Origin of the sequence: Amorphoplanes digitatis (assembly GCF_014205335.1) — a bacterium.
Classification (GTDB): Bacteria; Actinomycetota; Actinomycetes; order Mycobacteriales; family Micromonosporaceae; genus Actinoplanes; species Actinoplanes digitatus.
On sequence record NZ_JACHNH010000001.1, the window covers coordinates 2,044,315 to 2,067,515 of the forward strand.

Annotated in this window: 21 protein-coding genes and 1 pseudogene; 11 read left to right on the forward strand and 11 right to left on the reverse strand. The window is 73.0% G+C overall.

What is annotated here, in order from left to right:
• Positions 1–3 precede the first annotated feature (3 nt).
• Positions 4–1,287 (reverse strand): methyl-accepting chemotaxis protein, encoded by a 1,284-nt coding sequence (locus tag BJ971_RS09300; RefSeq protein ID WP_184991631.1) that lies wholly within the window; start codon positions 1,285–1,287, stop codon positions 4–6.
• A gap of 361 nt (positions 1,288–1,648) precedes the next feature.
• Between BJ971_RS09300 and pheS the strand changes: the two genes are divergently transcribed.
• The 3 genes and pseudogenes from pheS to BJ971_RS40995 all read left to right on the forward strand — a co-directional run.
• Complete coding sequence (gene pheS / locus BJ971_RS09305) at positions 1,649–2,710, forward strand: phenylalanine--tRNA ligase subunit alpha (RefSeq protein ID WP_184991632.1); 1,062 nt, start codon at positions 1,649–1,651, stop codon at positions 2,708–2,710.
• Positions 2,711–2,712: 2 nt separating this feature from the next.
• Positions 2,713–5,190, forward strand: coding sequence for a phenylalanine--tRNA ligase subunit beta (pheT, locus tag BJ971_RS09310; RefSeq protein ID WP_184991634.1), 2,478 nt, complete (start codon positions 2,713–2,715; stop codon positions 5,188–5,190).
• Between the two features lie 66 nt (positions 5,191–5,256).
• Positions 5,257–5,373 (forward strand): annotated as a pseudogene (locus BJ971_RS40995) (transcriptional regulator); the annotation flags it as partial.
• A gap of 58 nt (positions 5,374–5,431) precedes the next feature.
• Here BJ971_RS40995 and BJ971_RS09315 read toward each other — a convergent pair.
• Positions 5,432–5,596, reverse strand: a complete 165-nt coding sequence (locus tag BJ971_RS09315; protein WP_184991636.1) for a hypothetical protein — start codon at positions 5,594–5,596, stop codon at positions 5,432–5,434.
• Between the two features lie 224 nt (positions 5,597–5,820).
• On the opposite strand from BJ971_RS09315, the gene BJ971_RS09320 reads away from it, so the two are divergent.
• Positions 5,821–6,036 carry a nuclear transport factor 2 family protein gene (locus BJ971_RS09320; protein WP_184991638.1) on the forward strand — a complete coding sequence of 72 codons (216 nt, stop codon included), beginning with the start codon at positions 5,821–5,823 and terminating at the stop codon, positions 6,034–6,036.
• On the opposite strand, the gene BJ971_RS09325 is transcribed toward BJ971_RS09320, so the two are convergent.
• The 9 genes from BJ971_RS09325 to BJ971_RS09365 all read right to left on the reverse strand — a co-directional run bounded on the left by BJ971_RS09325 (position 6,033) and on the right by BJ971_RS09365 (position 16,428).
• Positions 6,033–7,439 (reverse strand): M28 family metallopeptidase, encoded by a 1,407-nt coding sequence (locus tag BJ971_RS09325; RefSeq protein WP_203709209.1) that lies wholly within the window; start codon positions 7,437–7,439, stop codon positions 6,033–6,035. The genes BJ971_RS09320 and BJ971_RS09325 overlap by 4 nt on opposite strands.
• 60 nt (positions 7,440–7,499) lie before the next feature.
• On the reverse strand, positions 7,500–8,495 hold the full coding sequence (locus BJ971_RS09330; RefSeq protein WP_184991640.1) for a serine hydrolase: 996 nt from the start codon (positions 8,493–8,495) through the stop codon (positions 7,500–7,502).
• A gap of 100 nt (positions 8,496–8,595) precedes the next feature.
• Positions 8,596–9,240, reverse strand: a complete 645-nt coding sequence (locus BJ971_RS09335) for a response regulator (RefSeq protein ID WP_184991642.1) — start codon at positions 9,238–9,240, stop codon at positions 8,596–8,598.
• A gap of 1 nt (position 9,241) precedes the next feature.
• A complete protein-coding gene (locus BJ971_RS09340) occupies positions 9,242–10,459 on the reverse strand; it encodes a sensor histidine kinase (RefSeq protein ID WP_184991644.1) in 1,218 nt (405 codons plus the stop codon).
• Positions 10,456–11,775 (reverse strand): FtsX-like permease family protein, encoded by a 1,320-nt coding sequence (locus tag BJ971_RS09345; protein ID WP_184991646.1) that lies wholly within the window; start codon positions 11,773–11,775, stop codon positions 10,456–10,458. The genes BJ971_RS09340 and BJ971_RS09345 overlap by 4 nt, the downstream gene beginning before the upstream one ends.
• The gene (locus tag BJ971_RS09350) at positions 11,772–12,494 is read right to left on the reverse strand and encodes an ABC transporter ATP-binding protein (protein ID WP_184991647.1); all 723 of its coding nucleotides are present in this window, start codon (positions 12,492–12,494) and stop codon (positions 11,772–11,774) included. Before BJ971_RS09350 ends, BJ971_RS09345 begins: the two co-directional genes overlap by 4 nt.
• Positions 12,495–12,568: 74 nt before the next feature.
• Positions 12,569–13,207, reverse strand: a complete 639-nt coding sequence (locus tag BJ971_RS09355) for a SanA/YdcF family protein (protein WP_307837367.1) — start codon at positions 13,205–13,207, stop codon at positions 12,569–12,571.
• Positions 13,208–13,256: 49 nt separating this feature from the next.
• A complete protein-coding gene (locus BJ971_RS09360; RefSeq protein WP_184991651.1) occupies positions 13,257–14,102 on the reverse strand; it encodes an NAD-dependent epimerase/dehydratase family protein in 846 nt (281 codons plus the stop codon).
• Between the two features lie 43 nt (positions 14,103–14,145).
• The gene (locus BJ971_RS09365) at positions 14,146–16,428 is read right to left on the reverse strand and encodes an exo-beta-d-1,3/1,6-glucosidase (protein WP_203709210.1); all 2,283 of its coding nucleotides are present in this window, start codon (positions 16,426–16,428) and stop codon (positions 14,146–14,148) included.
• A gap of 278 nt (positions 16,429–16,706) precedes the next feature.
• On the opposite strand from BJ971_RS09365, the gene argC reads away from it, so the two are divergent.
• From argC to BJ971_RS09400, 7 genes are read left to right on the forward strand one after another with little or no spacing between them, the layout of a single operon-like run.
• Positions 16,707–17,705: an N-acetyl-gamma-glutamyl-phosphate reductase gene (gene argC / locus BJ971_RS09370; protein WP_184991655.1), complete on the forward strand. Its 999-nt coding sequence runs from the start codon at positions 16,707–16,709 to the stop codon at positions 17,703–17,705.
• Positions 17,702–18,874, forward strand: coding sequence for a bifunctional glutamate N-acetyltransferase/amino-acid acetyltransferase ArgJ (gene argJ, locus BJ971_RS09375; RefSeq protein WP_184991657.1), 1,173 nt, complete (start codon positions 17,702–17,704; stop codon positions 18,872–18,874). The genes argC and argJ overlap by 4 nt, the downstream gene beginning before the upstream one ends.
• The gene (argB, locus tag BJ971_RS09380; protein WP_184991659.1) at positions 18,871–19,737 is read left to right on the forward strand and encodes an acetylglutamate kinase; all 867 of its coding nucleotides are present in this window, start codon (positions 18,871–18,873) and stop codon (positions 19,735–19,737) included. Before argJ ends, argB begins: the two co-directional genes overlap by 4 nt.
• Positions 19,734–20,891, forward strand: coding sequence for an acetylornithine transaminase (locus BJ971_RS09385; protein ID WP_184991661.1), 1,158 nt, complete (start codon positions 19,734–19,736; stop codon positions 20,889–20,891). The genes argB and BJ971_RS09385 overlap by 4 nt, the downstream gene beginning before the upstream one ends.
• Positions 20,888–21,811 carry an ornithine carbamoyltransferase gene (argF, locus tag BJ971_RS09390; RefSeq protein WP_184991663.1) on the forward strand — a complete coding sequence of 308 codons (924 nt, stop codon included), beginning with the start codon at positions 20,888–20,890 and terminating at the stop codon, positions 21,809–21,811. The genes BJ971_RS09385 and argF overlap by 4 nt, the downstream gene beginning before the upstream one ends.
• Entirely contained in the window at positions 21,811–22,311 is a 501-nt protein-coding gene (gene argR / locus BJ971_RS09395) for an arginine repressor (RefSeq protein WP_184991665.1), read from the forward strand. Before argF ends, argR begins: the two co-directional genes overlap by 1 nt.
• The gene (locus BJ971_RS09400; RefSeq protein ID WP_239087339.1) at positions 22,308–23,198 is read left to right on the forward strand and encodes a hypothetical protein; all 891 of its coding nucleotides are present in this window, start codon (positions 22,308–22,310) and stop codon (positions 23,196–23,198) included. The genes argR and BJ971_RS09400 overlap by 4 nt, the downstream gene beginning before the upstream one ends.
• Positions 23,199–23,201: the final 3 nt, after the last annotated feature.

Genomic DNA, 23,201 nt, shown 5'->3' on the forward strand with positions numbered 1-23,201 from the left:
TCGCTACCGCCCAGCGGTTCGGGAGATCTGCTCCAGGGTCCGGATGCCGGCGGCCATCGTGTGGGTTTCGCCGGCGGTCTGGGTGACCGTTCGGGTGACCTCGGCGACGGCGGCGGTCTGTTCCTCGATCGCGGCGGCGAGCGTGCTGTGGTGCGCCGACAGGGCGGTCATGCTTCCGGCGATCTCCGTGACCTGGGTGACCGCGACGTCGACCTGGGTGCGCACGTCGTTAAGGGTCCGGTTGATGGAGTCGGCGTTCTCGCCGGACTGGCGGGCCAGCTCCTTGACCTCGTTGGCCACGACCGCGAAACCCTTGCCACTCTCCCCGGCGCGGGCCGACTCGATCGTGGCGTTGAGCGCGAGCAGGTTCGTCTGCTCGGCGATGGACTGGATGATGTCGCTGGCGGCCATGATCTGCTCGCTCGACGCGGCTAGCGCCTTGATCACCGTGGCGGCGTCGTCGGCCTGGCGCACCACCGCGACCGTGACCTGCTCGGTGGACTGTGCCGTGCGCGAGAGGTCCTGGAGCGCGGAGGACATCTGCTCGGTCGCGGTGGCCGCGATGGTCGTGTTCTGGCTGACCTCGGCGGCCGACTGGGCCAGCACGGCCGCCTGCTCGGCGACCTGCTGCTGAAGGCGGGTCTGCTCGGCCACCTGCGCGGCGGCCAGCTCGGCCCGGTGCGCTTCGGCCTGCTGCTGCTCGGTCAGCGTACGCACTTGCAGCTCACTGACCTCAGCCTGAGCCCGGGCGACCTGGGCGGCACTGTCGTCGAGCAGTCCGCGCAGCCAGTGCGTCGCGGTGCCCATCCCGGTCAGCACCAACCAGATCGCCACCGATCGCCAGACCGCGACCGATGGTGGGGCCAACTGCCACTGCGCCGCCAAGGTCAGCACGCCCATGAGGGCGGACAGCGCCACCAGATCACGCCGCCCGAGGGCGAACCCGGCCCAGACCAGGCCGATGGCCGAGGACAGCAGGCCCATGTAGTAGGTGGCTGGAACGGTGATGGATCCGATGCCGATCAGCACCACGCCGAGGTAGGCCATGGTCCGCAACGCCAGGGGTGGTACCCGGTCCCAGTTCACCCGCCAGGTGGCCGCCGCGATCGCACAGGCCGCCAGCGCCCGGATCAGCTGGAGACCCTGGTGCCCGTCGACATTGGACAGCGCGATCACCAGCCCGGCCAGACCGGCGGGCAGGTACAGCCGGGGCAGCAACTTGCCGGAGATGGACCGGTCTTCCAGCGGACTACGTCGTCCCGGACTGATGGCTTGGCCGTGAGTCATGCCCAGTCCATCGGCCGCACGACGCTCAGCACTGAGGCGGGCGCCGGCGGTGTCCCACATGCTGGAACGCGTACCGTCTGCGGGCCTGGCGCGCCAACATCGTCCTGTTCATGTCCATTTGGTGGGCTGACAACCACAATGTCGGGAACCGGCCATGCGGGGCCGACTGCGGCGCAATGAGGTTGTCGGCCGCGATATGCTGAGCCCATGCGCCGAGTGCTCCCGATGTTTATCCGGCCCGCTGGTCGCGGGCGCCGGGTCTGACACTCCTGCGCGAACTTCCTGACCGGCGGGCGGCGGCCCAGCCGCGCCTCCGTACACTGCCCGATGGCTCATCCGGTGTGAGGGAGTTCGCCCGATCATGTCCTACCGCAACGATCCGTACGATCCGAAGCAGGCCGCCCTGCTCGCCCCCGAGGCTCTCGAGGCCGCCGTCGCCGAGGCCGGCGACGCCTTCGCCGGTGCACCGGACCTCGACGCGCTCGGCGCGCTGAAGTCCGTCCACCTCGGCGACCGGTCCCCGGTGTCGCTGGCCCGGCGCGAGATCGGTTCGCTGCCGCCGCACGCGAAATCTGAGGCCGGCAAGCGCGTCAACGTGGCCCGGCAGTCCGTGCAGGCCGCGTTCGACGCCCGCCAGGCCGAGCTGGAGCTCGAGCGCGCCGCCCGCGTCCTGGTCGAGGAGCGCGTCGACGTCTCGCTGCCCTGGGACCGAGCGCCGCGCGGCGCCCGGCACCCGCTGACGACGCTGATGGAGCACATGGGCGACCTGTTCGTCGGCATGGGCTACGACGTCGTCGAGAGCCCCGAGCTCGAGCTCGACTGGGTCAACTTCGACGCGCTCAACATCGGGCCCGACCACCCGGCCCGCGGGCTCATCGACACGTTCTACGTGGACCTGCCCGGCCTGGTGATGCGCACGCACACCTCGCCCGGCCAGGTGCGGACGATGCTGACCCGGCAGCCGCCGATCCGGGTGGTGTGCCCGGGCCGCGTCTACCGCACCGACGACCTGGACGCCACGCACAGCCCGGTGTTCCACCAGATCGAGGGCCTCGTCGTCGACGAGGGCATCACGATGGCGCACCTCAAGGGCACCCTCGACCACTTCGCCAGGGCGATGTTCGGCCCGGACGCCCGTACCCGGTGGCGCCCCAACCACTTCCCGTTCACCGAGCCGTCGGCGGAGTTCGACGTGTGGTTCGCGCAGCACCGCGACGGGCCGCGCTGGGTCGAGTGGGGAGGCTGCGGCATGGTCAACCCGCGGGTGCTCACGGCCTGCGGAGTCGACCCGGAGCGCTACTCGGGGTTCGCCTTCGGGATGGGCGTCGAGCGCACGCTGATGTTCCGCAACGGCGTGAGCGACATGCGCGACATGGTGGAGGGTGACGTCCGGTTCACCCGCAACTTCGGGATGGCGGTCTGATCATGAAGCTGTCTCTGTCCTGGATCCGCGAATACGTGGACCTGCCGGCGGCGCTCTCCGCCGACGAGCTCGAGCGCAAGCTCGTCGACATCGGCATCGAGGTCGAGTCCATCGTCGACCAGGCCGCAACGGTCAAGGGCGACCTGGTCGTCGGCCGGGTGCTCGAGATCGAGGAGCTGACCGGTTTCAAGAAGCCGATCCGCTTCACCCGGGTGGACGTCGGCGCCGCCGCGCCGCAGGAGATCGTCTGCGGCGCGAGCAACTTCGCGGTCGGCGACCTGGTCGTGGTGATCCTGCCCGGCGGCGAGTTGCCCGGCGGGTTCAAGATCGGTGCGCGCAAGACCTACGGGCGCAACTCCAACGGCATGATCTGCTCGGCCGCGGAGCTCGGCCTGTCCGGCGACCACTCCGGCATCATCGTGCTGCCGGCGGACTCGGCGGCGACGGGCGCCGACGCCCGCCCGATCGTCGGGCTCGACGACGTGATCCTCGACCTGGAGATCACCCCCGACCGCGGATACGAGATGAGCGTCCGCGGCGTGGCCCGCGAGCTGTCCCACGCCTACGAGTCGGCGTACACGGATCCGGGCGTGCGCGACGTGCCCGGCGCGACCGCCGAGCCGCCGCACCCGCTGCGGATCGACGACACGATCGGCTGCGACCGCTTCGCGGCGCGCGTGGTGCGGGGCATCGACCCGTCCGCTCCGTCGCCGGAGTGGATGCAGCGCCGGCTGATCACCGCCGGGATCCGCACGATCTCCCTCGCGGTCGACATCACCAACTACGTGATGCTCGAGCTCGGCCAGCCGATGCACGTCTTCGACCTGAACCTGGTGCGCGGCGGCCTGGTCGTGCGCCGGGCACGCACGGGGGAGAAGCTGACCACCCTGGACGGTGTCGCGCGGGTGCTCGACGCCGAGGACATGGTGATCTGCGACGACTCCGGGCCGATCTGCCTCGCCGCGGTCATGGGCGGCGAGACCACCGAGTTCCAGCCGGACACCGTCGACGTGCTGCTGGAGGCCGCGCACTGGGACCCGGTGATGGTCGGCCGCACGGCCCGCCGGCACAAGCTGTTCAGCGAGGCGGCCAAGCGCTGGGAGCGCGGCGTCGACCCGCAGCTGCCGCTGGTGGCCCTCCAGCGCGCGGTCGAGCTGCTCACCGCGCACGCCGGCGGCACCGTCGACGAGCGGGTGCTCGACCAGGACCACGTCGTCGCGCCCACCCCGGTGCTGCTCGACACCACGCTGCCGGCCCGGCGCATCGGCGTCGGCTACACCGTCGAGCAGGTGACCACGCTGCTCGGCCTGATCGGCTGCGCGGTGCGCGGCGTCGAGCCGCTCGAGGTGACCCCGCCGACCTGGCGGCCCGACCTGGTCGCTCCGATCGACCTGGTCGAGGAGGTGGCCCGGCTCGGCGGCTTCGACGTGATCCCGAGCGTCCTGCCGCCGACGCGCGGCGGCGGCGTCCTGACCCCGACCCAGCGCCGCCGGCGCATGGTCGGCCGGGCGATGGCCGAGAACGGCTACGTCGAGGTGCTGTCGTACCCGTTCATCGCGACGGGCGCGGCCGACGTGCTCGGGCTCCCCGCGGACGACCCGCGGCGCAGCGCGGTGCGGCTGACCAACCCGATCTCCGAGCAGGAGCCGCTGCTGCGCACGTCGCTGCTCGTGCCGCTGCTCGGCACGCTCAAGCGCAACCTGGGCCGCGGCGAGCGCGACCTGGCGCTGTACGAGACCGGCACGGTCTTCCTGCCGCACCTGACGGCCGTCGCGCCGCCGCTGCTCGGCGTGGAACACGGCCCGTCCGAAGAGGACTGGTCGGCCGCGAACGCGATCGTCCCCGAGCAGCCGTGGCACCTCGCCGCGGTCCTGACCGGTGACGCGGCGCCGGCCGGCTGGTGGGGCGCGGGCCGCGCGGCGACCTGGTCGGACGCGGTCGAGGCCGCGCGCATCGCGCTGTCGGCGGCCGGCATGACCGCCGACCGGATCACGGTACGGGCGGCCGAGCACCCGCCGTGGCACCCGGGCCGGTGCGCGGCGATCGCGGTCGACGGCACCGTGGTCGGGTACGCGGGCGAGCTGCACCCGAGCGTGGTCGCGGCGCTGGAGCTGCCGAGGCGCACCTGCGCGATGGAGCTCGACCTGGACGCGATCCCGGCGGCACCGGTGACCCAGGCGATCCGGATCTCCACGTTCCCGGCGGCGCTGATCGACGTGGCGCTGGTGGTCGACGCGGCGGTTCCGGCGGCCGAGGTCGAGGCGGCGCTGGTCGCGGGCGCGGGCGAGCTGCTGGAGTCGGTCCGGCTCTTTGACGTCTACACGTCGGAGCAGCTCGGCGCGGGCCTGAAGAGCCTGGCGTACAAGCTGACGTTCCGCGCCCCGGACCGGACGCTGACCGTCGAGGAGGCCGTCGCGGCCCGGGACGCGGCGGTCGCGCTGGCGTCGTCGCGCGTGGGAGCCACCCTGCGCGGCGCCTGATCCGTTCGACGGCGGCCGGGTCCCTTCGCGGGGACCCGGCCGCCTTTCTATCGGCGGGCGTGGACGAAGACCCTGCGCGAGGTCGGCCCGGTCGACGCCGAGCGCCGGGCGAGCTGGGTCTACTACCGGCCCCGACCGGGCCTGATGTGCCGGCTCTCCACGCTGTTGACACCGGGCGAGTGACCGGCGCGGCAGAGGCCCCGCTTGGCTGGATACCAGGCGGGGCCTCTTGCGGCGTTGCTCAGCGGCGAGTCGCCATGATCAACATGGCTACCGCGAAGAGCGTCGCAGGCACCGTTCCGGTGCACATCACGGCGAACTTGTGCTCGGCTCGGCGTCGGTAATCGACGTCCTTCTTGCCCTTGCCCTTGTTCTTGTCTTTGCCTTTTTTCCTGCCGCCTGCCATGAGTCACCTCCGGGGGGAGCGGGCTAAGTGAAGTGTTCGTCGCCACCAGCACTTCACTCGGAGTCACAGGCTAAGGCCGGGTCGGGCGGCCAAGGCCGGTCCTCGGATGGCCGACGGCAGGTGAGCGCGGTCACATTTACGGATATTAATCAAATAATCGGACCATCATGCACCGTCGGGCGCGATGCCTCCCCACCGGTCGCGGCGGGGTCCAGGATGGGTGCATGGATCGGATCGTCGCCGAGGTGCTGGCCGCCGCCGAGCGCAGGGACGCGGCCGCGCTGAAGGCGCTGCTGCACCCCTACCTGCACTGGCACGAGCCGCGCCTGGACCTTCGTGGCCGGGTCAAGGTGCTGGCCCGCCTGGCGGCCGCGCCCGCGCCAGGGCCGCCGGCCTCCTACGAGCTACGCGACGGCCAGATCTACCGCTGGAACGGCTAGCTCGACGGTCGCGGCGCCGCGACGGGGCTGCGGTGGCCGGTGCGGTCCAGCGCCCGTACCCCGAAGAAGACGTTGTCCTTCGACAGGTCGATCGTCACGCTGGTCACGTTGCCCACCGGCATGGCGTTCGTCCAGTCCGGCTCGGTCGTCTCGCGCCAGAGCACCTCGTAGCCCGCCAGGTCCGTGGCCGTCGACGGCTGCCAGCGCAGCGTTGTCGCGTTCGTCAGCTGGGTCGTGTCGATCACCACGCCCTTCGGCGTGCCGGGTGCCTGCGCCAGCGACCACAGCACCGCACCGTTCACCCGGGCCACCCGCGCGATGTAGGCGAAGTCGCAGAACTCGACCAGGTCGCCGTACTGGATGCCGTTCTCGACGCGGACGTCCTGGTGCTCGTGCGCGAAGTTCTCGCGCGGCTCGGTGAAGCGGGCCGCGGGGTAGCCGCGGAGCAGGAACGAGATGTGATCGCTGCCGCGCAGATAGCGGTCGCGCCGCCAGACGACGCGGATCTTCATCCCGGTCTGCGGGTTCTCCGCGACGTCCCGGGCGAAGCGGCCCAGCTGCCGCGACGCGCCGTCGTTCTCGCCGCCGACGGACCTGCGGACGTTGGCCTCCGCGGCGGTCTCCGCGGTGGGCACGCCCTCGACGAACAGCCGCACGGTCCGCGAGTCCGGCGCCGTGCCGTCGTGCGCGTCGCCGGTGCCGACGATGTCGTTGCTGAACATGGCCTGCACGTCGGCGCCCGCGTCGCGGAACCGCTGCGCCAGGTTGTCGGAGCCGTAGAGGCCCTGCTCCTCGCCCGCGACGGCGGCGAAGACGATGGTGGCCTCGGTGCGCCGGGTGGCCATGACGCGGGCCAGCTCCATGACCACCGCGACGCCGGAGGCGTCGTCGTCGGCGCCCGGTGCGTCGCTGGTGGCGTCCATGACGTCGGTGACCCGCGAGTCGTAGTGGCCGGTCACCACGTAGATCCGGTCGGGTTCGGTGTCGCCGCGCAGCGTGGCGACGACGTTGGTGATCCGGGTCGGCACGGGCACGCGCGGCGACGGCGGCTGGATGAAGGACTGCAACTCGACGGTCATCCGGCCGTCCGAGCCGGCGGCGTAGGCGCTGAGCCGCTCGTAGATCCAGTCACGCGCCGCGCCGATGCCCCGGACAGGATCGTCCTGGGTGGACAGGGTGTGCCGGGTGCCGAAGGCGACGAGCCGGGCGACGGTGGTGCCGATCCGGTGCGGATCGATCTCCCGGAGCATCGCCCGGAGCTCGCCGTCGGGCGCCTGTCTGCGCGGGCCGCGGCCGGCGGCCTGTGCGCGGCCGGCGCCGAGCATCGGGGTCGCGGCGGCGGCCGCCGAGACCGACAGGAACGCGCGCCGCGAGGACGTGAGTCTTTCGCGCTGGTCCGTCATGCCCCGATGCTTCTCCACCGAAGGGCACATGTCCATGCCCATCGATGTCATATCTCGGCGTCAGCCCCCGTTGACCGGGCGGAACGGCGCGGGCTGTGTGTGCGACTCCCGCAGGGAGCGGGTCGTCGCCGGCAGGTTGTCCATCATGGTCCGGCCGATCTTCGCGTGCGCCTCCACCGCCGGATGGGTCGCGCCGTAGTTCTCCGGCTCGCCGAGGCCCTCGGCGAACATCGCGTACGTCAGCACCGGCGCGCCCTGCGCGTCGAACATGATGCCGGCCTCGTGCCGCGACTCGCCGAGGGTGTTGAAGTCGGCGCCGTACTTCGTCGCGACCCGCTGGCGCTCGCCCGAGGACATCACCCGGCGCACGCCGTCGTGGTAGCCGTTGAGCCAGCGGGTGATGCTCAGCAGGAAGTCGCAGGACTCCGGCGCGAGCAGCGTCCGGTTGCCGAGCCGCCAGAGCAGGTCGTGCATCTCGCGCGGGGTGGTGGTGCCGAGGAAGAACCGGTTCGGGTTGGCGACCGGCTCGACCCGGGTGTGCACGAAGCCCTTCGCCGCGAGGATCTCGTTGATCTCCAGGGCCGGCACCACCCGGCCGCACATGCGCACGGCGGTGTTGTCCGAGACCAGCAGCATCGCGGTGAGGAAGTTGGCGACCGTGATGTCGTCGCCCCAGACCCGGTGCAGGTGGTAGATCCCGGAGCCGCCGAGGATGATGCTCGCCGGCAGGTCGAGCTTGGTGCCCAGGGTCAGCTCGCCCCGGTCGATCTTGTCCATGACCGCGGTGGCCACGGCCAGCTTCTGCACGCTGTAGCCCTGGGTGACGTGGTCGGCGTCGTCCTCGACGATCGGCCGCAGCGCGCCGGCCCGGTCGACGGCGGCGATGTGGGTGTGCCAGACGCCGCCGGCCCGGGCCTTCTCCCTGCCGTACACCTTCCGGATGCGGGAGGGCCCGGACCCGGACGCCGAGGCGGGCGAGCTCACGCCGACGCTCGCGATCGCGGCCGCGGCCGCACCGAGACCGAGTGCCGAACGGCGGGACACATTTGATGACATCGTTCTCCCTCAGCGGACGAACCAGCGGACGAACCAGCGGACGAAGCAGCGGACGAAGTGGACGGACGATCGACCACGCCGCAACGTACAACACGGCCGCTCATGATCGGAGATAGCGCAGCACGGCCAGGACCCGCCGGTGGTCGGTGCGCGCCTGCGGCAGGTCCAGCTTGGTGAAGATGGCAGTGACGTGCTTCTCGACGCTGCGCTCGACCACGTGCAGCGCGTCCGCGATTGCCACGTTCGAGCGCCCCTCGGCGAGCAGGCCGAGGATCTCCCGCTCCCGCTCGGTGAGCCGGGCCAGGCCGGCGTCGACGGCCGGCGCGGCGAGCAGCTGCCGGACCACCTCCGGGTCCAGGGCCGTACCGCCGGCGGCGACCCGCCCCAGCGCGCCGACGAACTCGTCGGTGCTCACGATCCGGTCCTTGAGCAGGTAACCGACGCCGCCGACGTGCTGGGAGAGCAACTGCCGCGCGTAGCTGGTCTCAACCCACTGGGAGAAGACCAGGACACCCACCTTCGGGTACGCGGACCTGATCGTCAGCGCCGCCCGCAGCCCCTCGTCGGTGTGCGTCGGCGGCATCCGCACGTCGACGACGGCGGCGTCGGGTGGATCGGCGGCGACCGCGGCGAGCAGCGCGCCGGCGTCGGCCACGGCGGCGGCCACCTCGATGCCGTGCTCGCCGAGCAGCAGCGCGATGCCGTCGCGCAGCAGGGCGTTGTCCTCGGCGATCACCACGCGCATGTCAGGCCTCCACGGGAAGAGTCATCGTCACGGTGGTCGGGCCGCCCGGCGGTGAGTCGACGGTCAGCGCGCCGTCCAGCGCCGACGCCCGGCGTGCGAGGCCCGCGAGCCCCGTACCGGTGGAGTCGATCCTCGCACCGCCGCGCCCGTCGTCGGTGACGGTGAGCCGCAGCCGGCTGCCGTCCGTGCGCAGGTCGATGCGGACCCGGCCGGCGTGCGCGTGCCGCGCGACGTTGGTGAGCAGCTCGGCGACCGCGAAGTACAGCGCGGAGGCGGTCGCGTCCGGTGGCCGCGCGTCCAGCGCGACGGTGACCTCGGCCGGGACGGCGCTGCGGCCCGCGAGGGTGGTCAGGGCGACGTCGAGGCCGTCGTCGAGCGCCGGCGGGTGCATGCCGCGGACGATGTCGCGCAGCTCGGCGAGCGCCTCGGTGACGGTGCCCCGGGCGTCGGCGGCCAACGTGCGCACCGCCTCCTCGGTGCTGCGGTGCTCGATCCGCGACAGCGCGACGCCGAGCGTGACCAGCCGGGCCTGCGTGCCGTCGTGCAGGTCGCGTTCGATGCGGCGCAGCAGCGCCGCCGCGTCGGCGCGCAGGGCGGTCCGGCCGGCCTCCAGCTCGGCGATGCGCCGCTGTGAGCGGCTCGGCTGGAGCAGTGCCCGGACCAGGAGGCCGTCGGTCCAGACGATCAGCCGCATCCACCACGGCACCACCAGCAGGGTGGCGGCGGCCTCCAGCGCGACCAGCCAGGTCCGCGCCCAGCTGTCGGTGTCGAAGGCGCCGAGATCGGCCGGTACCGCGAACCACCACAGTGGATAGGTGACCGCCGCGGGCCCGACGACGAGCGCGAGCGCCGCCGGGTACGCGCCGGCGACGGTCAGCGGCCAGCGGGCGAGGCAGTAGCCGAGCGCACGCCAGGCGGCCGCGTCCCGGAACAGCGCCAGGCTCCGCCGCCAGAGCGTGCCGGCCGGCAGCGGCGGCGGGTCGTCCCAGCTCCGGCCGAGGAAGTAGCGGGCGTGGCCGCGGAACCAGCGCGGGGTGAGCCGGGCCACGGCCAGCACCCCGGCCAGGATCGGCAGGCCGAGGGGTACCGTCGAGGACCCCACCGCGACGATGCTGAGCAGCCCGAGCGCGAACGTCGGCGCCGCGACCAGCACCCCGGTGAGCAGGTAGCCCAGCTCGCGCCAGGTGCGCGCGGTCAGCCAGGCCCGCAGCACGATCATCCGACCGCCTCGATCGGCGGCCGGCGCAGGGACAGGGCGGCCGGCAGCACGGTGCCGGCCAGCACCAGGGCCGCGGTGGCCAGCACGCCCGCGAGCAGCCACGTCAGCGGCAGCCACGGCGTCCAGGTGCCCAGCGCGGTGTGCAGCAACGGCAGCAGCGTCGTCGTCGCCACGACCGCGGCCACCGCCAGCGCCGTACCCGTCACCACCAGAGCCTCGCAGAAGACCACGGCCAGCGTGCGCCCCCGGGTGCCGCCGGCCAGCCGGACGACCGCCAGATCGCGGCGCCGGGACAGCTGGAGCGTGATGAGCGTGTTCAGCGCGGCCACCGCCGCGAACGCCGCGTAGACGGCCGTGCCGGAGTACTCCAGCCAGCGGTCCGCGGCCGGGCCCGCGTCGCCGGTGACGTGCGTCCTCGTCGTGTACGAGACGACCTTGACCGCCGCGAACGCCACGGCGAGGGTGAGCGGAACCAGCGCGCCGGAGAGCGCCCTGGCGCTGATCCCGATGTTGTCGGCCGCGAGGCGCCCGGCGTCGCCGAGCAGGCGCGCGGCCGGCGCGGCGACCCGCAGCAGCGCCGGGCCGAGGCAGCCGGCGCCGACGCACATCGCCAGCATCACGAAGAGGCCGCCCTGGTCGGCGGCCTCGGCGGAGCCGCCGGCGATCGCCGAACTGAGCGCGATCCCGCCGCCGACCAGGATCAGGCCCGCCACGGTACGGACGACGCCGATCCGCCGCCGGGGCGCCGCGGTCTCGGCCAGCGCGACCGCCGGGCGTACCCGGGAGGGGCGCACGGCGGCGACGAGCGCGCCGATCAGGGAGGTGCCGACGGTGATCGCGAGGGCGATCGGCAGCGCGCCGCCGTGCGCCTGGAAGACGACGGCCGGCGGCGCGATGCCGTGCGCGACCAGGGCGTCGAGCCAGGCCCGGCCGCCTGCGGATCCGGCCGGCACCCCGGCGAGGGTCGCGGGAACTGCCACGCAGGCGGCCTGCGCGGCGATCGCCCGGCGTACCCGGCCCGGTGTGGCACCGACGGCCCGGACCAGGGCGATGTCGCGGGCCTGCTGCGCGATGGTGGCGCTCATCGTGACGCCGACGATGATGATCGACAGGTAGATCGCCAGCATCAGGAAGACCATGGCCATGTCGGGCAGGCCGCTGTCGGTCACCGCGCGCCGCTCGGCGGCCGCCAGCGGCGCCCGGCCGATCGAGGCGGTGATCCCGAGCGCGGCGGCGACCAGCGCGGCGGCCAGGAACTGGGTGCCGGCCGGGCCGAGGAACGACCACGGGTTGCGGCGCAGGGCCTGCCGGATCACGCCGCCACCGCCGCGGACACGCCGCGCAGCCGGCCGGCGATGGCCGCGGCGTCCGGTGTCGGGCCGTCGGCGGCGAGGGCGCCGTCGCGCAGCAGGACGAGCCGGTCGCTCCAGGCGGCCGCCGCCGGATCGTGGGTCACCATCACCACGGTGACCCCATCGCGGTCGACCGCGTCGCGGAGCAGGGCGAGGATCTGGCCGCCGGTGGCCGGGTCGAGCGCGCCCGTCGGCTCGTCCGCGAAGATCACCGCCGGGCCGGTCACCAGCGCCCGGGCGATCGCCACCCGCTGGCGCTGCCCGCCGGAGAGCTCACCGACACCGCGCCGTCCCAGCCCGCCGAGGCCGACGGTCTCCAGCACCTCCTCGACGCGGCGCGGCCGCGGCCCGCCGAGCCGGCCGGGCAGGGCGACGTTCTGCCGCACGCTCAGCTCGGAGAGCAGGTTGTACGACTGGAACACGAAGCCGAGCCGGTCGCGGCGCAGCCGGGTCAGCGGGCCCTCGCGCATCCGGGTGATGTCGCGCCCGGCCAGCCGCACGGTCCCGGCGCCGGGCCGGTCGAGCCCGGCCGCGCAGTGCAGCAGGGTGCTCTTGCCCGAGCCGGTCGCGCCCATGACGGCGACGAACTGCCCGCCGGGCACGGCAAGCGACACGTCCCGCAGGGCGACGACGCCGCGCGGGAAGCGGCGGGTGACGGCGATGAGTTCCAGCACTGGTTCCATGCCGCCAGCGTGGTCGGCGCGGGCGCCGCGGTCAGCCCGGCAGGCCCGGCGCCGGTGGTGCGGGAAACCGAACCTCAGCCGCTCGCGAGCGCGGCGCCGACGCCCGGCTCGAGCGGGCCGAGGAAGACCGGGTCGCGGCCCGAGACCACGTCGAACAGGGCCTTGACCACCGCGCCGCGCTCGCGGACGACGCAGCTGCGCCACGGCGCGGTGTAGATCCGCACGGTGTCGTCGCCGACGCCGCTGGCGTCGAGGCCGAGGCGCCGGCACAGGGCCACCGCGCGGTCGATGTGGTAGCTCTGCGTCACCACGATCGCCGAGTCGACCCCGAAGACCTGCTTGGCCCGGGCGCACGAGTCGTAGGTGTCGAAGCCGGCGTGGTCCAGCACCACCCGTTGGCTCGGCACGCCGCGGTCGATCAGCCACCGGAACATCGCGCCGGGCTCGTTGTAGCTCCAGTCCATGTGGTCGCCGGAGACGAGGATCGCCTGTACCTTGCCCGCGGCCAGCAGCTGCCGGGCGATCTCCAGCCGGGCGGCGAGGAACGGCGACGGGTTGCCGTCGGGGTAGACCTCGGCGCCGAGCACGAGCGCGACCGGCGCGGCCGGGACGTCCGCCACGCCGTGCACGTGGCCGGACGCCTCGGCGCGCACCCACAGGTCGCCGGTCGCCATGGCGAGCACCGCCGCGGCGACGCCGAGTGCGCCCGCCATAACGGCACGTCGGAGCCACGTTCTGATCCTGAGCATGTGGGTAACCCTGTCAGGCCGCGTCAACCCGCCAGGTGTGCTCGGGCTCGTAACCCAGGACCCGGCGGGCCTTGTCGATCGAGAGCAGCGTCTCGTGCTCCCCGAGCTCCTTGGTCACCGGTACGCCGGGGAAGACCTCGGCCGCCAGCGACGCACTGGACCGGCTCATCACCGTGTCGGCGTTGGCGATCACGAAGACGTCCATGCCGCGCGCCTCGTGCGCCAGCGCCCGGCGGACGGCCTGCGCGCCGTCGCGCGCGTCGATGTAACCCCACAGGTTCCAGCTCCGGGCGCGCGGATCCGCGTCGAACGACGGGAACTCGGCGTAGTCCTGCGGGTCCATGACGTTGGAGAACCGCAGGCCGATCATCTTGAGCTCGGGGTCCCACCGGCAGAACTGCGCGGCCATCTGCTCCTCGAGGTGCTTGACCAGCGAGTACGTCGACTCCGGCCGGCCCGGGTACGCCTCGTCGACCGGGATGTACGGCGGCGGCGTGGCGAACGGCAGGCCGAGCACGGTCTCGCTGGACGCCCACACGATGTTGGTGATCCCGGCGAGCCGCGCCGCCGAGAAGACGTTGTAGGTGGCGGTGATGTTGTGGTGGAACGTCGCCGCGTTGGGGATGAGCCCGGGCGCGGGGATCGCGGCCAGGTGCACGACGGCGTCGATCCGGTCGTACCGGTCGTCGATGCGGGTGAGCGCCTCGACGGTCTGCCCGTAGTCGGTCAGGTCGATGCGCAGCGCCGGCCGCGGCGCGGCGACGTCCAGGTTGACCACCTCGTCGCCGTGCGCGACCAGGTCGTCGACCACGGCGCGCCCCAGCTTGCCGCTCCCGCCGGTGACCGCGATCCGGGCCATGCCGATCCTCCTCCGCCGAGCCTGCTGAGCAGTATGCCCCGCGTCAGCCGATCCGGAAGCGGGCGCGGATCAGGCTCTGCGGTCGCGAGTCCGGGCCGACCAGCAGGTCGAAGTCGCCGGGCTCCACGACCCGGCGTGCGTCCGCGGTGACCAGGGAGCAGTCGGCGGCCGGCACCTCGATCGGCACAATCACGCTCTCGCCGGGCGGCACCAGCACCTGCCGGTACGCCTTCAGCTCCCGGTCCGCCCAGGTGACGCTGGTGACCAGGTCGCTGACGTACGCCTGCACGGTCTCCAGCGCCGGGCGGGTGCCGGTGTTGGTCAGCCGTACGCTCGCCCGCACGACGCCGGTCGTGCTCACGTCGGGCTCGGCGATGCGCAGGTCCGCGTACTCGATGGTGGTGTAGCTCAGGCCCTGGCCGAACGCGAAGAGCGGGTCCTGGGTGAGGTCCGCGTAGCGGGTGCCGTGCTGGCCGCGTACCTGGTTGTAGTAGACCGGCTGCTGGCCGACGTGCCGGGCGGCCGAGACCGGCATCCGGCCGGTCGGCTCGATCAGGCCGAGCAGCAGCTCGGCAAGGGCCCGGCCGCCGCGCATGCCCGGGTTGAAGGCCTGCACGATCGCGGCGGCGCCGAGCGCGGACGGCGGCAGCGCGGCCGGCTTGGAGTTCAGCAGCACCAGCACGACCGGGGTGCCCGTCTCGGCGAGCGCGTCGAGCAGCGCGATCTGGCCGCCCTGTAGCTCCAGCGTCGCGGTGGACTTGCTCTCGCCGGTCAGCGCGACGGTGTCGCCGACGACAACGACCGCGTAGTCGGCGGCGCGGGCGACCGCGACGGCCTCGGCGATCAGCGCCGGGTCGGCGGTGGCCGGCTCGGAGATCGGCGGCCGGGGCTGCCCGTCCGGGTAGGCGGCGCCGGCCGGGTCGGGCACCAGGCGCTCGATCTCGGCGCCGAGCGCGGTGGTGATGCTCCAGCCGGCCGGCGCGACGGCCCGGAAGCCGTCCAGCACGGTCTCGATCAGCTCGCGGGGCTGGCCGTCGGGCATCCAGTCGACCTGGCCGGACGCGCCGGCCCAGTCGCCGAGCTGTGACTGCGGCGCGTCGGCGTTCGGGCCGATGACCGCGACCGTCTTCGCGGCGCCGGCCCAGGCCGCCCGGCCGTCGTCGCCCGGCGCCAGGCCGCCGGCCAGCGGCAGCGTGCCGTCGTTGGTGAGCAGCACCAGCGAGCGGCGGGCCACCTCGAGGTTGAGCGCGGCGTGGTCGGCGTGCCCGATGACGGCGGCCTGCCGGGCGGCGTCGGGCGCCCGCGGGTTCTCGAAGAGCCCGAGCTCGAACTTGAGCCGCAGGATCCGCCGGACCGCGGCGTCGATCTCCTCCTCGGCGATCAGGCCCCGTTCGACGGCGGTCTGCGCGCCCTCGAAGAAGCCCGGTGTGGTCATCACCAGGTCGTTGCCGGCGCGCACCGCCTGCGCCGCGGCGTCGACCAGGTCGGCGCAGACTCGCTGCTCCCAGACCATCCGGCCGACGTTGTCCCAGTCGGTGACCAGGGTGCCGGTGAAGCCCCACTCCCGCTTGAGGACGTCGTGCAGCAGCCACCGGTTCAGGGTGATCGGCACGCCGTCCATCGACTGGTAGCCGAGCATGAACGTGCGGCAGCCCTCGCGGGCGACCCGCTCGAACGGCGGCAGGAACCAGGAGCGCAGCTTGCGGGGGCTCAGGTCGGCCTCGCTGGCGTCGCGCCCGCCCTGGGTCTCGGAGTAGCCGGCGAAGTGCTTGGCCGAGGCCAGGATCGCGGTCGGGTCGTCGAGGCCGCGGCCCTGGTAGCCGCGGACCATCGCGGCGCCGAGCTCGCCGATCAGGAACGGGTCCTCGCCGAACGTCTCGTCCAGGCGGCCCCAGCGCAGGTCGCGCGCGATGCACAGCACGGGGGAGAAGGTCCAGTGGATGCCGGTCGCGGAGACCTCGACGGCGGTGACCCGGGCGACCCGCTCGACCAGCTCCGCGTCCCAGCTCGCGGCCATCGCGAGCTGGGTGGGGAAGACGGTGGCGCCGGGCCAGAAGCCGTGCCCGTGTATGCAGTCCTCGGCGGTGATCAGCGGGATGCCGAGCCGGGTGCCGGCGGCCAGGTCGACGGCCTCGAGCATGCGCCGGGGTGAGGCGTGCAGGATCGAGCCCGCCAGCCGGGTGCTGACCGAGTCCTTGAGATCCTGCCGCGCGTCGAGCTGGAGCATCTGCCCGACCTTCTCGGCCAGGTTCATGCGGCCCAGGAGATCGTCGACGCGCTGCTCAACGGACAGGCTGGGATCACGGTACGGGTCGTCAGCGGCCACGAGTCTCCTCCGGATCGACCGCGCGACACACGGTCTTGTTGCGCAACACATCGGTAAGCGTTCGGAAGTGTCGCACAAGCCGGAACCGGTACCGGGGTCCGCCGGGGTCGGATCTTTGGTCAATCAGTACCGGAACCGGATCGAACAGGAGCGAATTTGTGCGTACCGGTGCCGGCCGTCCGGCGCGGGCCACGATCGGGTGACTGCATAAATATATGAACTTGCCGCATGGCTATGCGCGTTGATACGGTTCCCTGCATAGTCATGCGGAGGTAAGTATGGGAATCAGGGTCGCCGTCGCCGGGGCGAGCGGGTATGCCGGGGGCGAGTTGCTGCGCCTGATCGCCGGGCATCCCGAGCTCGACCTCGTCGCCGCCACCGCGCACAGCAGCGCGGGTAAGCCCGTGTCCGCCGTACACCCGCAGCTCGCGGGCCTTGACCTGGTCCTCGGCGGCACCGGCGCCGCCCTGACCGACGCCGATCTGGTCTTTCTCGCCCTGCCGCACGGGCAGTCGGCGGCCGTGGCCGCCCAGCTGCCCGGCGGGGTGAAGATCGTCGACCTTGGCGCCGACTTCCGGCTGCGGGACGCCGCCGCGTGGGACCGCTACTACGGCGGCACGCACGCCGGCACCTGGACCTACGGCCTGCCGGAGCTGCCGGGGCAGCGGGCCGCGATCGCCGCGAGCGACCGGGTGGCGAGCACCGGCTGCTATGCGGCCACGATCACCCTCGCCCTGGCGCCGCTGATCGCCGCGGGCGCCGCCGACCCGGCCGACGTCGTGGTCGTCGCCGCGTCCGGCACGTCCGGCGCGGGCCGGTCGGCGAAGGTGAACCTGCTCGCCAGCGAGGTCATGGGCGGCCTGTCGCCCTACAAGGTCGGCGCGCACCAGCACGTTCCCGAGATCAAGCAGGCCAGCGGCGCCACCTCGCTGTCGATGACCCCGGTGCTCGCGCCGATGCCCCGCGGCATCCTCGCGACGGTCACCGCGAGGCCGCTCGGCGACGCCGACCCCCGCGAGGTGCTGGCCGCCGCCTACGCGGACGAGCCGTTCGTGCACGTCCTGCCGGCCGGCGTCTGGCCGCGCACCGCCGCCACCGCCGGCTCCAACGCCTGCCACCTGCAGGCCACCCTCGACGTCGACTCCGGCCGGATCGTCGTCGTCAGCGCGCTGGACAACCTCGGCAAGGGCGCCGCCGGCCAGGCCGTGCAGTGCGCCAACCTCATGCTCGGCCTGCCGGAGACGACGGGCCTCTCGGTATTCGGAGTCGCGCCATGACCGTCACCACCCCCAAGGGTTTCCGGGCCAGCGGCGTCGCCGCCGGGCTCAAGAGCGACGGCGCGCCCGACGTCGCGCTCGTCGTCAACGACGGGCCCGACGCCACCGTCGCCGGTGTCTTCACCGCCAACCGGGTCAAGGCCGCGCCCGTCATGTGGAGCCAGCAGGTCCTCAAGGGCGGCGTGGTGCGTGCCGTCGTGCTCAACTCGGGCGGCGCCAACGCCTGCACCGGTACGCAGGGCTTCCGGGACACCCACGCGACCGCCGAGCACACCGCCACCGTGCTGCGCGGCGGCGCCAAGCCGCTGCTCGTCGGCCCCGGTGACATCGCGGTCTGCTCGACCGGCCTGATCGGCGAGCTGCTGCCGATGGACAAGCTGCTGCCGGGGGTGAACGCCGCCGCCAAGGCGCTCGACGCCGACGGCGGCGCGGCCGCCGCGAACGCGATCATGACCACCGACACGGTGCCCAAGAACGCGGTGTTCCACGGCGACGGCTGGTCGATCGGCGGGATGGCCAAGGGCGCGGGCATGCTCGCGCCGGCCCTGGCCACGATGCTCGTCGTGCTCACCACCGACGCGGTGGCCGGCTCCGAGTCGCTGGACACGGCGCTGCGCGAGGCCACCCGGCTCAGCTTCGACCGGATCGACGCCGACGGCTGCATGTCCACGAACGACACCGTGCTGCTGCTTGCCAGCGGCGCCTCCGACCGGCAGCCCACGCAGGAGGAGCTGACCGAGGCGGTCACCGCGGTCTGCCACGACCTGGCCCAGCAGCTCATCGCCGACGCCGAGGGCGCCACCAAGCACATCGCCATCGAGGTGCTCGGCGCCGAGAGCGAGCGCGACGCTGTCGAGGTCGGCCGCACCGTGGCCCGCAACAACCTGGTCAAGACGGCGCTGTTCGGCAACGACCCGAACTGGGGCCGGATCCTCGCCGCGGTCGGCACCACGCAGGCGGCGTTCAGCCCGGACCGCGTCGACGTCGCCGTCAACGGCGTGTGGGTGTGCCGCGGCGGCGCGGCGGCCGAGGACCGGTCCAAGGTGGACCTGGCGGGCCGGGACGTCACCATCACCGTGCACCTGCACGAGGGCGAGATGGCCGCGACCATCTGGACCACCGACCTGTCGCACGCCTACGTGCACGAGAACTCGGCGTACTCGTCGTGACCCCGAACGAGAAGGCCGCCACGCTGATCGAGGCGCTGCCGTGGCTCGAGCGGTTCCACGGCAGCACCGTCGTCATCAAGTACGGCGGCAACGCGATGATCGACCCGGAGTTGCAGCGCGCCTTCGCCGCCGACATGGTCTTCCTGCGCTATGCCGGGATCAGGCCGGTCGTCGTGCACGGCGGCGGGCCGCAGATCTCGTCGATGCTGGGCCGGCTCGGCATCGAGAGCGAGTTCCGCGGCGGCCTGCGGGTCACTACGCCCGAGGCGATGGACGTCGTGCGGATGGTCCTGGTGGGCCAGGTCGGCCGGGAGCTGGTCGGGCTGATCAACGAGCACGGCCCGTTCGCGATCGGGCTCTCCGGCGAGGACGCCCGGCTCTTCACCGCCGTGCGCCGGCACGCCGTCGTCGACGGCGAACCGGTCGACATCGGCCAGGTCGGCGACGTCGCGCACGTCGACACCTCGGCCGTCGACGACCTGATCGCGGCCGGGCGCATCCCGGTCGTCGCCAGCGTCGCGCCGGACGCCGACGGGGTCGTGCACAACGTCAACGCCGACACCGCCGCGGCCGCCCTGGCCGTCGCGCTCGGCGCCCGCAAGCTGGTCGTGCTCACCGACGTGCCCGGCCTCTACACGAACTGGCCCGACACCACCACGCTCACCTCGCAGATCGACACCGACACCCTGGAGAAGCTGCTGCCCAGCCTCCAGTCCGGAATGGTGCCCAAGATGGAGGCGTGCCTGCGCGCCGTGCAGGGCGGCGTGCCCGCCGCGCACGTGGTCGACGGCCGGGTACCGCACTCGACGCTGCTCGAAGTTTTCACCTCGGAAGGATTCGGGACGATGGTGGTTCCCTCATGACGACCTTCACGGACCGCTGGTCGCAGAGCATGATGAACAACTACGGGACGCCGGCGCTCGGCCTGATCGCCGGCTCCGGGGCCGTCGTGGTCGGCGAGGACGGCAAGGAGTACGTCGACATGCTCGGCGGCATCGCCGTCAACGCGCTCGGCCACTCGCACCCGGCCGTCGTCGCCGCCGTCTCCCAGCAGGTAGCGACGCTGGGCCACGTCTCGAACCTCTACATCGCCGAGCCGCCGCTGGCCCTGGCCGAGCTGCTGCTCGTCCTCGCCGGGCGCCCCGGCCGGGTCATCTTCGGCAACTCGGGCGCCGAGGCGAACGAGGCCGCGTTCAAACTGTCCCGGCTCACCGGCCGGACCCACGTGGTGGCGGCCGAGGGCGCATTCCACGGCCGCACGATGGGCGCCCTGGCCCTGACGGGCCAGCCGGGCAAGCGGGAACCCTTCCGGCCGCTGCCCGGCGACGTCACCCATGTCCCGTACGGCGACAGCGAGGCGCTGCGGGCCGCCGTGACGGGCGAGACCGCCATGGTCATCCTCGAGCCGATCCAGGGCGAGATGGGCGTGCTCGTGCCGCCGCCCGGTTACCTCGCCGCGGCGCGGGAGATCTGCACGGCCGCCGGCGCGCTGCTGGTGCTCGACGAGGTGCAGACCGGCATCGGCCGCACCGGGCACTGGTTCCACCACCAGAGCGAGGGCGTCGAGCCCGACGTCGTGACCCTGGCCAAGGGCCTCGGCGGCGGGCTGCCGATCGGCGCGTGCATCGCGTTCGGCGCGGCCGCGGACCTGTTCGGGCCGGGCTCGCACGGCACCACGTTCGGCGGCAACCCGATCAGCTGCGCGGCCGGCCTCGCGGTGATCCGGACCATCGCGGGCGAGGGCCTGCTCGACCACGTCAAGCGGGTCGGCGAGCTGATCCGGCGCGGCGTCGAGGGGCTCGGCAACCCGAGGATCGCCGGCGTACGCGGCGCGGGCCTGCTGCTCGGCATCGTCCTCGACGAGCCGGTGTCGGCACAGGTCGCGGAGTCGCTGCTGGACGCCGGGTTCCTGGTCAACCCGGTCCAGCCGGACGTCATCCGGCTCGCGCCGCCGCTGATCCTGACCACGGCGCAGGCCGAGTCGTTCGTGACCGCGCTCGGGGAGGCGCTCTCATGACCCGGCACTTCCTGCGCGACGACGACCTGTCACCGGCCGAGCAGGCCGAGGTGCTCGACCTCGCCGCGGCGATGAAGGCCGACCGGTTCGCGCACCGGCCGCTCGACGGGCCGCGGTCTGTGGCGGTCTTCTTCGACAAGGTCAGCCTGCGCACCCGGCTGTCGTTCGAGGCCGGCATCGCCGAGCTGGGCGGCCACGCGATCGTCGTGGACACCCAGGCCACCCACTTCGGCCGCGGCGAGTCGCTGCTGGACGCGGGCCGGGTCGTCTCCCGGTACGTGTCCGCCATCGTCTTCCGTACCTCCGGCGACGAGCGGCTGGCCGAGCTCGCCTCGGACGTGCGGGTGCCGGTGGTCAACGCGCTGACCGACGGCTTCCACCCCTGCCAGCTGCTGGCCGACCTGCAGACGATCCGCGAGCGGTTCGGCGCGACGGCCGGCCGCACGCTCGCCTACGTCGGCGACGCCGCGAACAACATGGCCCACTCGTACCTGCTGGCGGGGGCGACGGCGGGCATGCGGGTGCGGGTCGCCGGCCCGGAGGGCTTCGACCCGGACCCGGCGGTCGTGGCGCGGGCCACCGAGATCGCCCGGGTCACCGGCGGCTCGGTGCGGGTGCTGCGGGACCCGCGCGAGGCCGCCTCCGGCGCGCACGTGCTCGCCACCGACGCGTGGACCTCGATGGGCATGGAGGACGACGGCATCGACCGGCTGACGCCGTTCCGGCCGTACCAGGTCAACAAGGAGCTGGTGGCCGCCGCCGCGCCCGACGCGATCGTGCTGCACTGCCTGCCCGCCCACCGGGGCGAGGAGATCACCGACGAGGTGATGGACGGCGCGCAGAGCGCGGTCTTCGACCAGGCCGAGAACCGCCTGCACGCGCAGAAGGCGCTGCTCGCCTGGCTGCTGGCCGCCGCATAATGACCGGGCCGGGTACCCGTGCCGCGCGGCACGCGCGCATCGTCAACCTGATCAGGGACAAGGCCGTCCGTTCGCAGACCGAGCTCGCCGAGCTGCTGGGTCTCGACGGCGTGCAGGCCACCCAGGCGACGCTGTCGCGCGACCTCGAGGAGCTGCGGGCCGTCAAGGTCGGCGGGGTCTACGTCATCCCCGAGGACGGGCTGCCCGCGCTGCGCCCGGTCGAGCAGGCGCCGGCCCGGCTCGTCCGGCTGCTGCGCGAGCTGCTCAACTCGGTCGACGTCAGCGGCAACCTCGTGGTGCTGCGGGTGCCGCCCGGCGCCGCGCAGTTCCTGGCCAGCGCGCTCGACCGCTCGGGCCTGCCGGACGTCGTCGGCACCATCGCCGGCGACGACACCATCCTCGTGGTGGCGCGCGACTCCGGCGACGGGCCGGGCGCCGCGCTCGCCGAGAAACTCACGGCCTGGAGCCGTGCCGACCCGCACGAAGGTAGCCAACCGTGACCAGGATCTCCCCGCCCGCCGTCGAGGCACACTTTCCCGGCTTCGCCGACAACATGCAGAAGCTGCTCGGACACGGCCTCGAGTTCTATCTGGCGTCCAACGAGTCGCTGCGCCCGTTCCTCAACGAGGCGCCGTACGGCCACAAGCTCACCTGGCTGGACTTCACCGACACGGCCGACAAGGGCTGGGACACCGGCGAGTTCCTCAACCTGTTCAACGTGATCAACGGCATCGCGTTCGGCGACCGGGGCATCCCGATGCCGCAGTGGGTGATGGTCGACCTGATCCTGATGCCCTCGGCCGCGGTCATCGCCGCCCTGCCGCAGTCCTCGTTCACCGAGATCCTCGAGACCAGCGCGTTCGACGAGGACGCGAAGCGCCACCTGCGGGCGGTCTTCGAGAGGGCGAAGCAGAGCGACTACAACGGCCCGATCCCGATCGGCGGCTACTGCGCGGCGCCGAGCGCGGCGCCGGGCACCTGGGTCGGCTGGTCACTGTGGTCGGTGATGACCAACGTCGGCCTGGGCCGCGCGCTCAAGGCGCTCGCCCTCTCGGCGTACCAGGCGGAGAAGCTCGACGGCGTCACCCAGTACGACAACAGCGCGCTGCGGGTGCACACCCGCTTCGGCCGGCTGCGCATCATGGTGGCCACCGTGCCGTTCCACACCTCGCCGGGCTCGTTCGTCTACGAGAACGACTTCACCGCGCCGGCCACCGCGCCGACGCCTGCGCCGACGTTCCTGCTCGACCCGTTCGACTACGACCGGCAGCGCGCCATGCAGAAGGCCATCGAGGCCCGGCAGGCCACGTACTACGTGCTCGCACCCGGCCACCTCGTCAAGGACGGGACCACGTACGTGCCCATCCTCGAGATCCCCGCGTCCTGATAA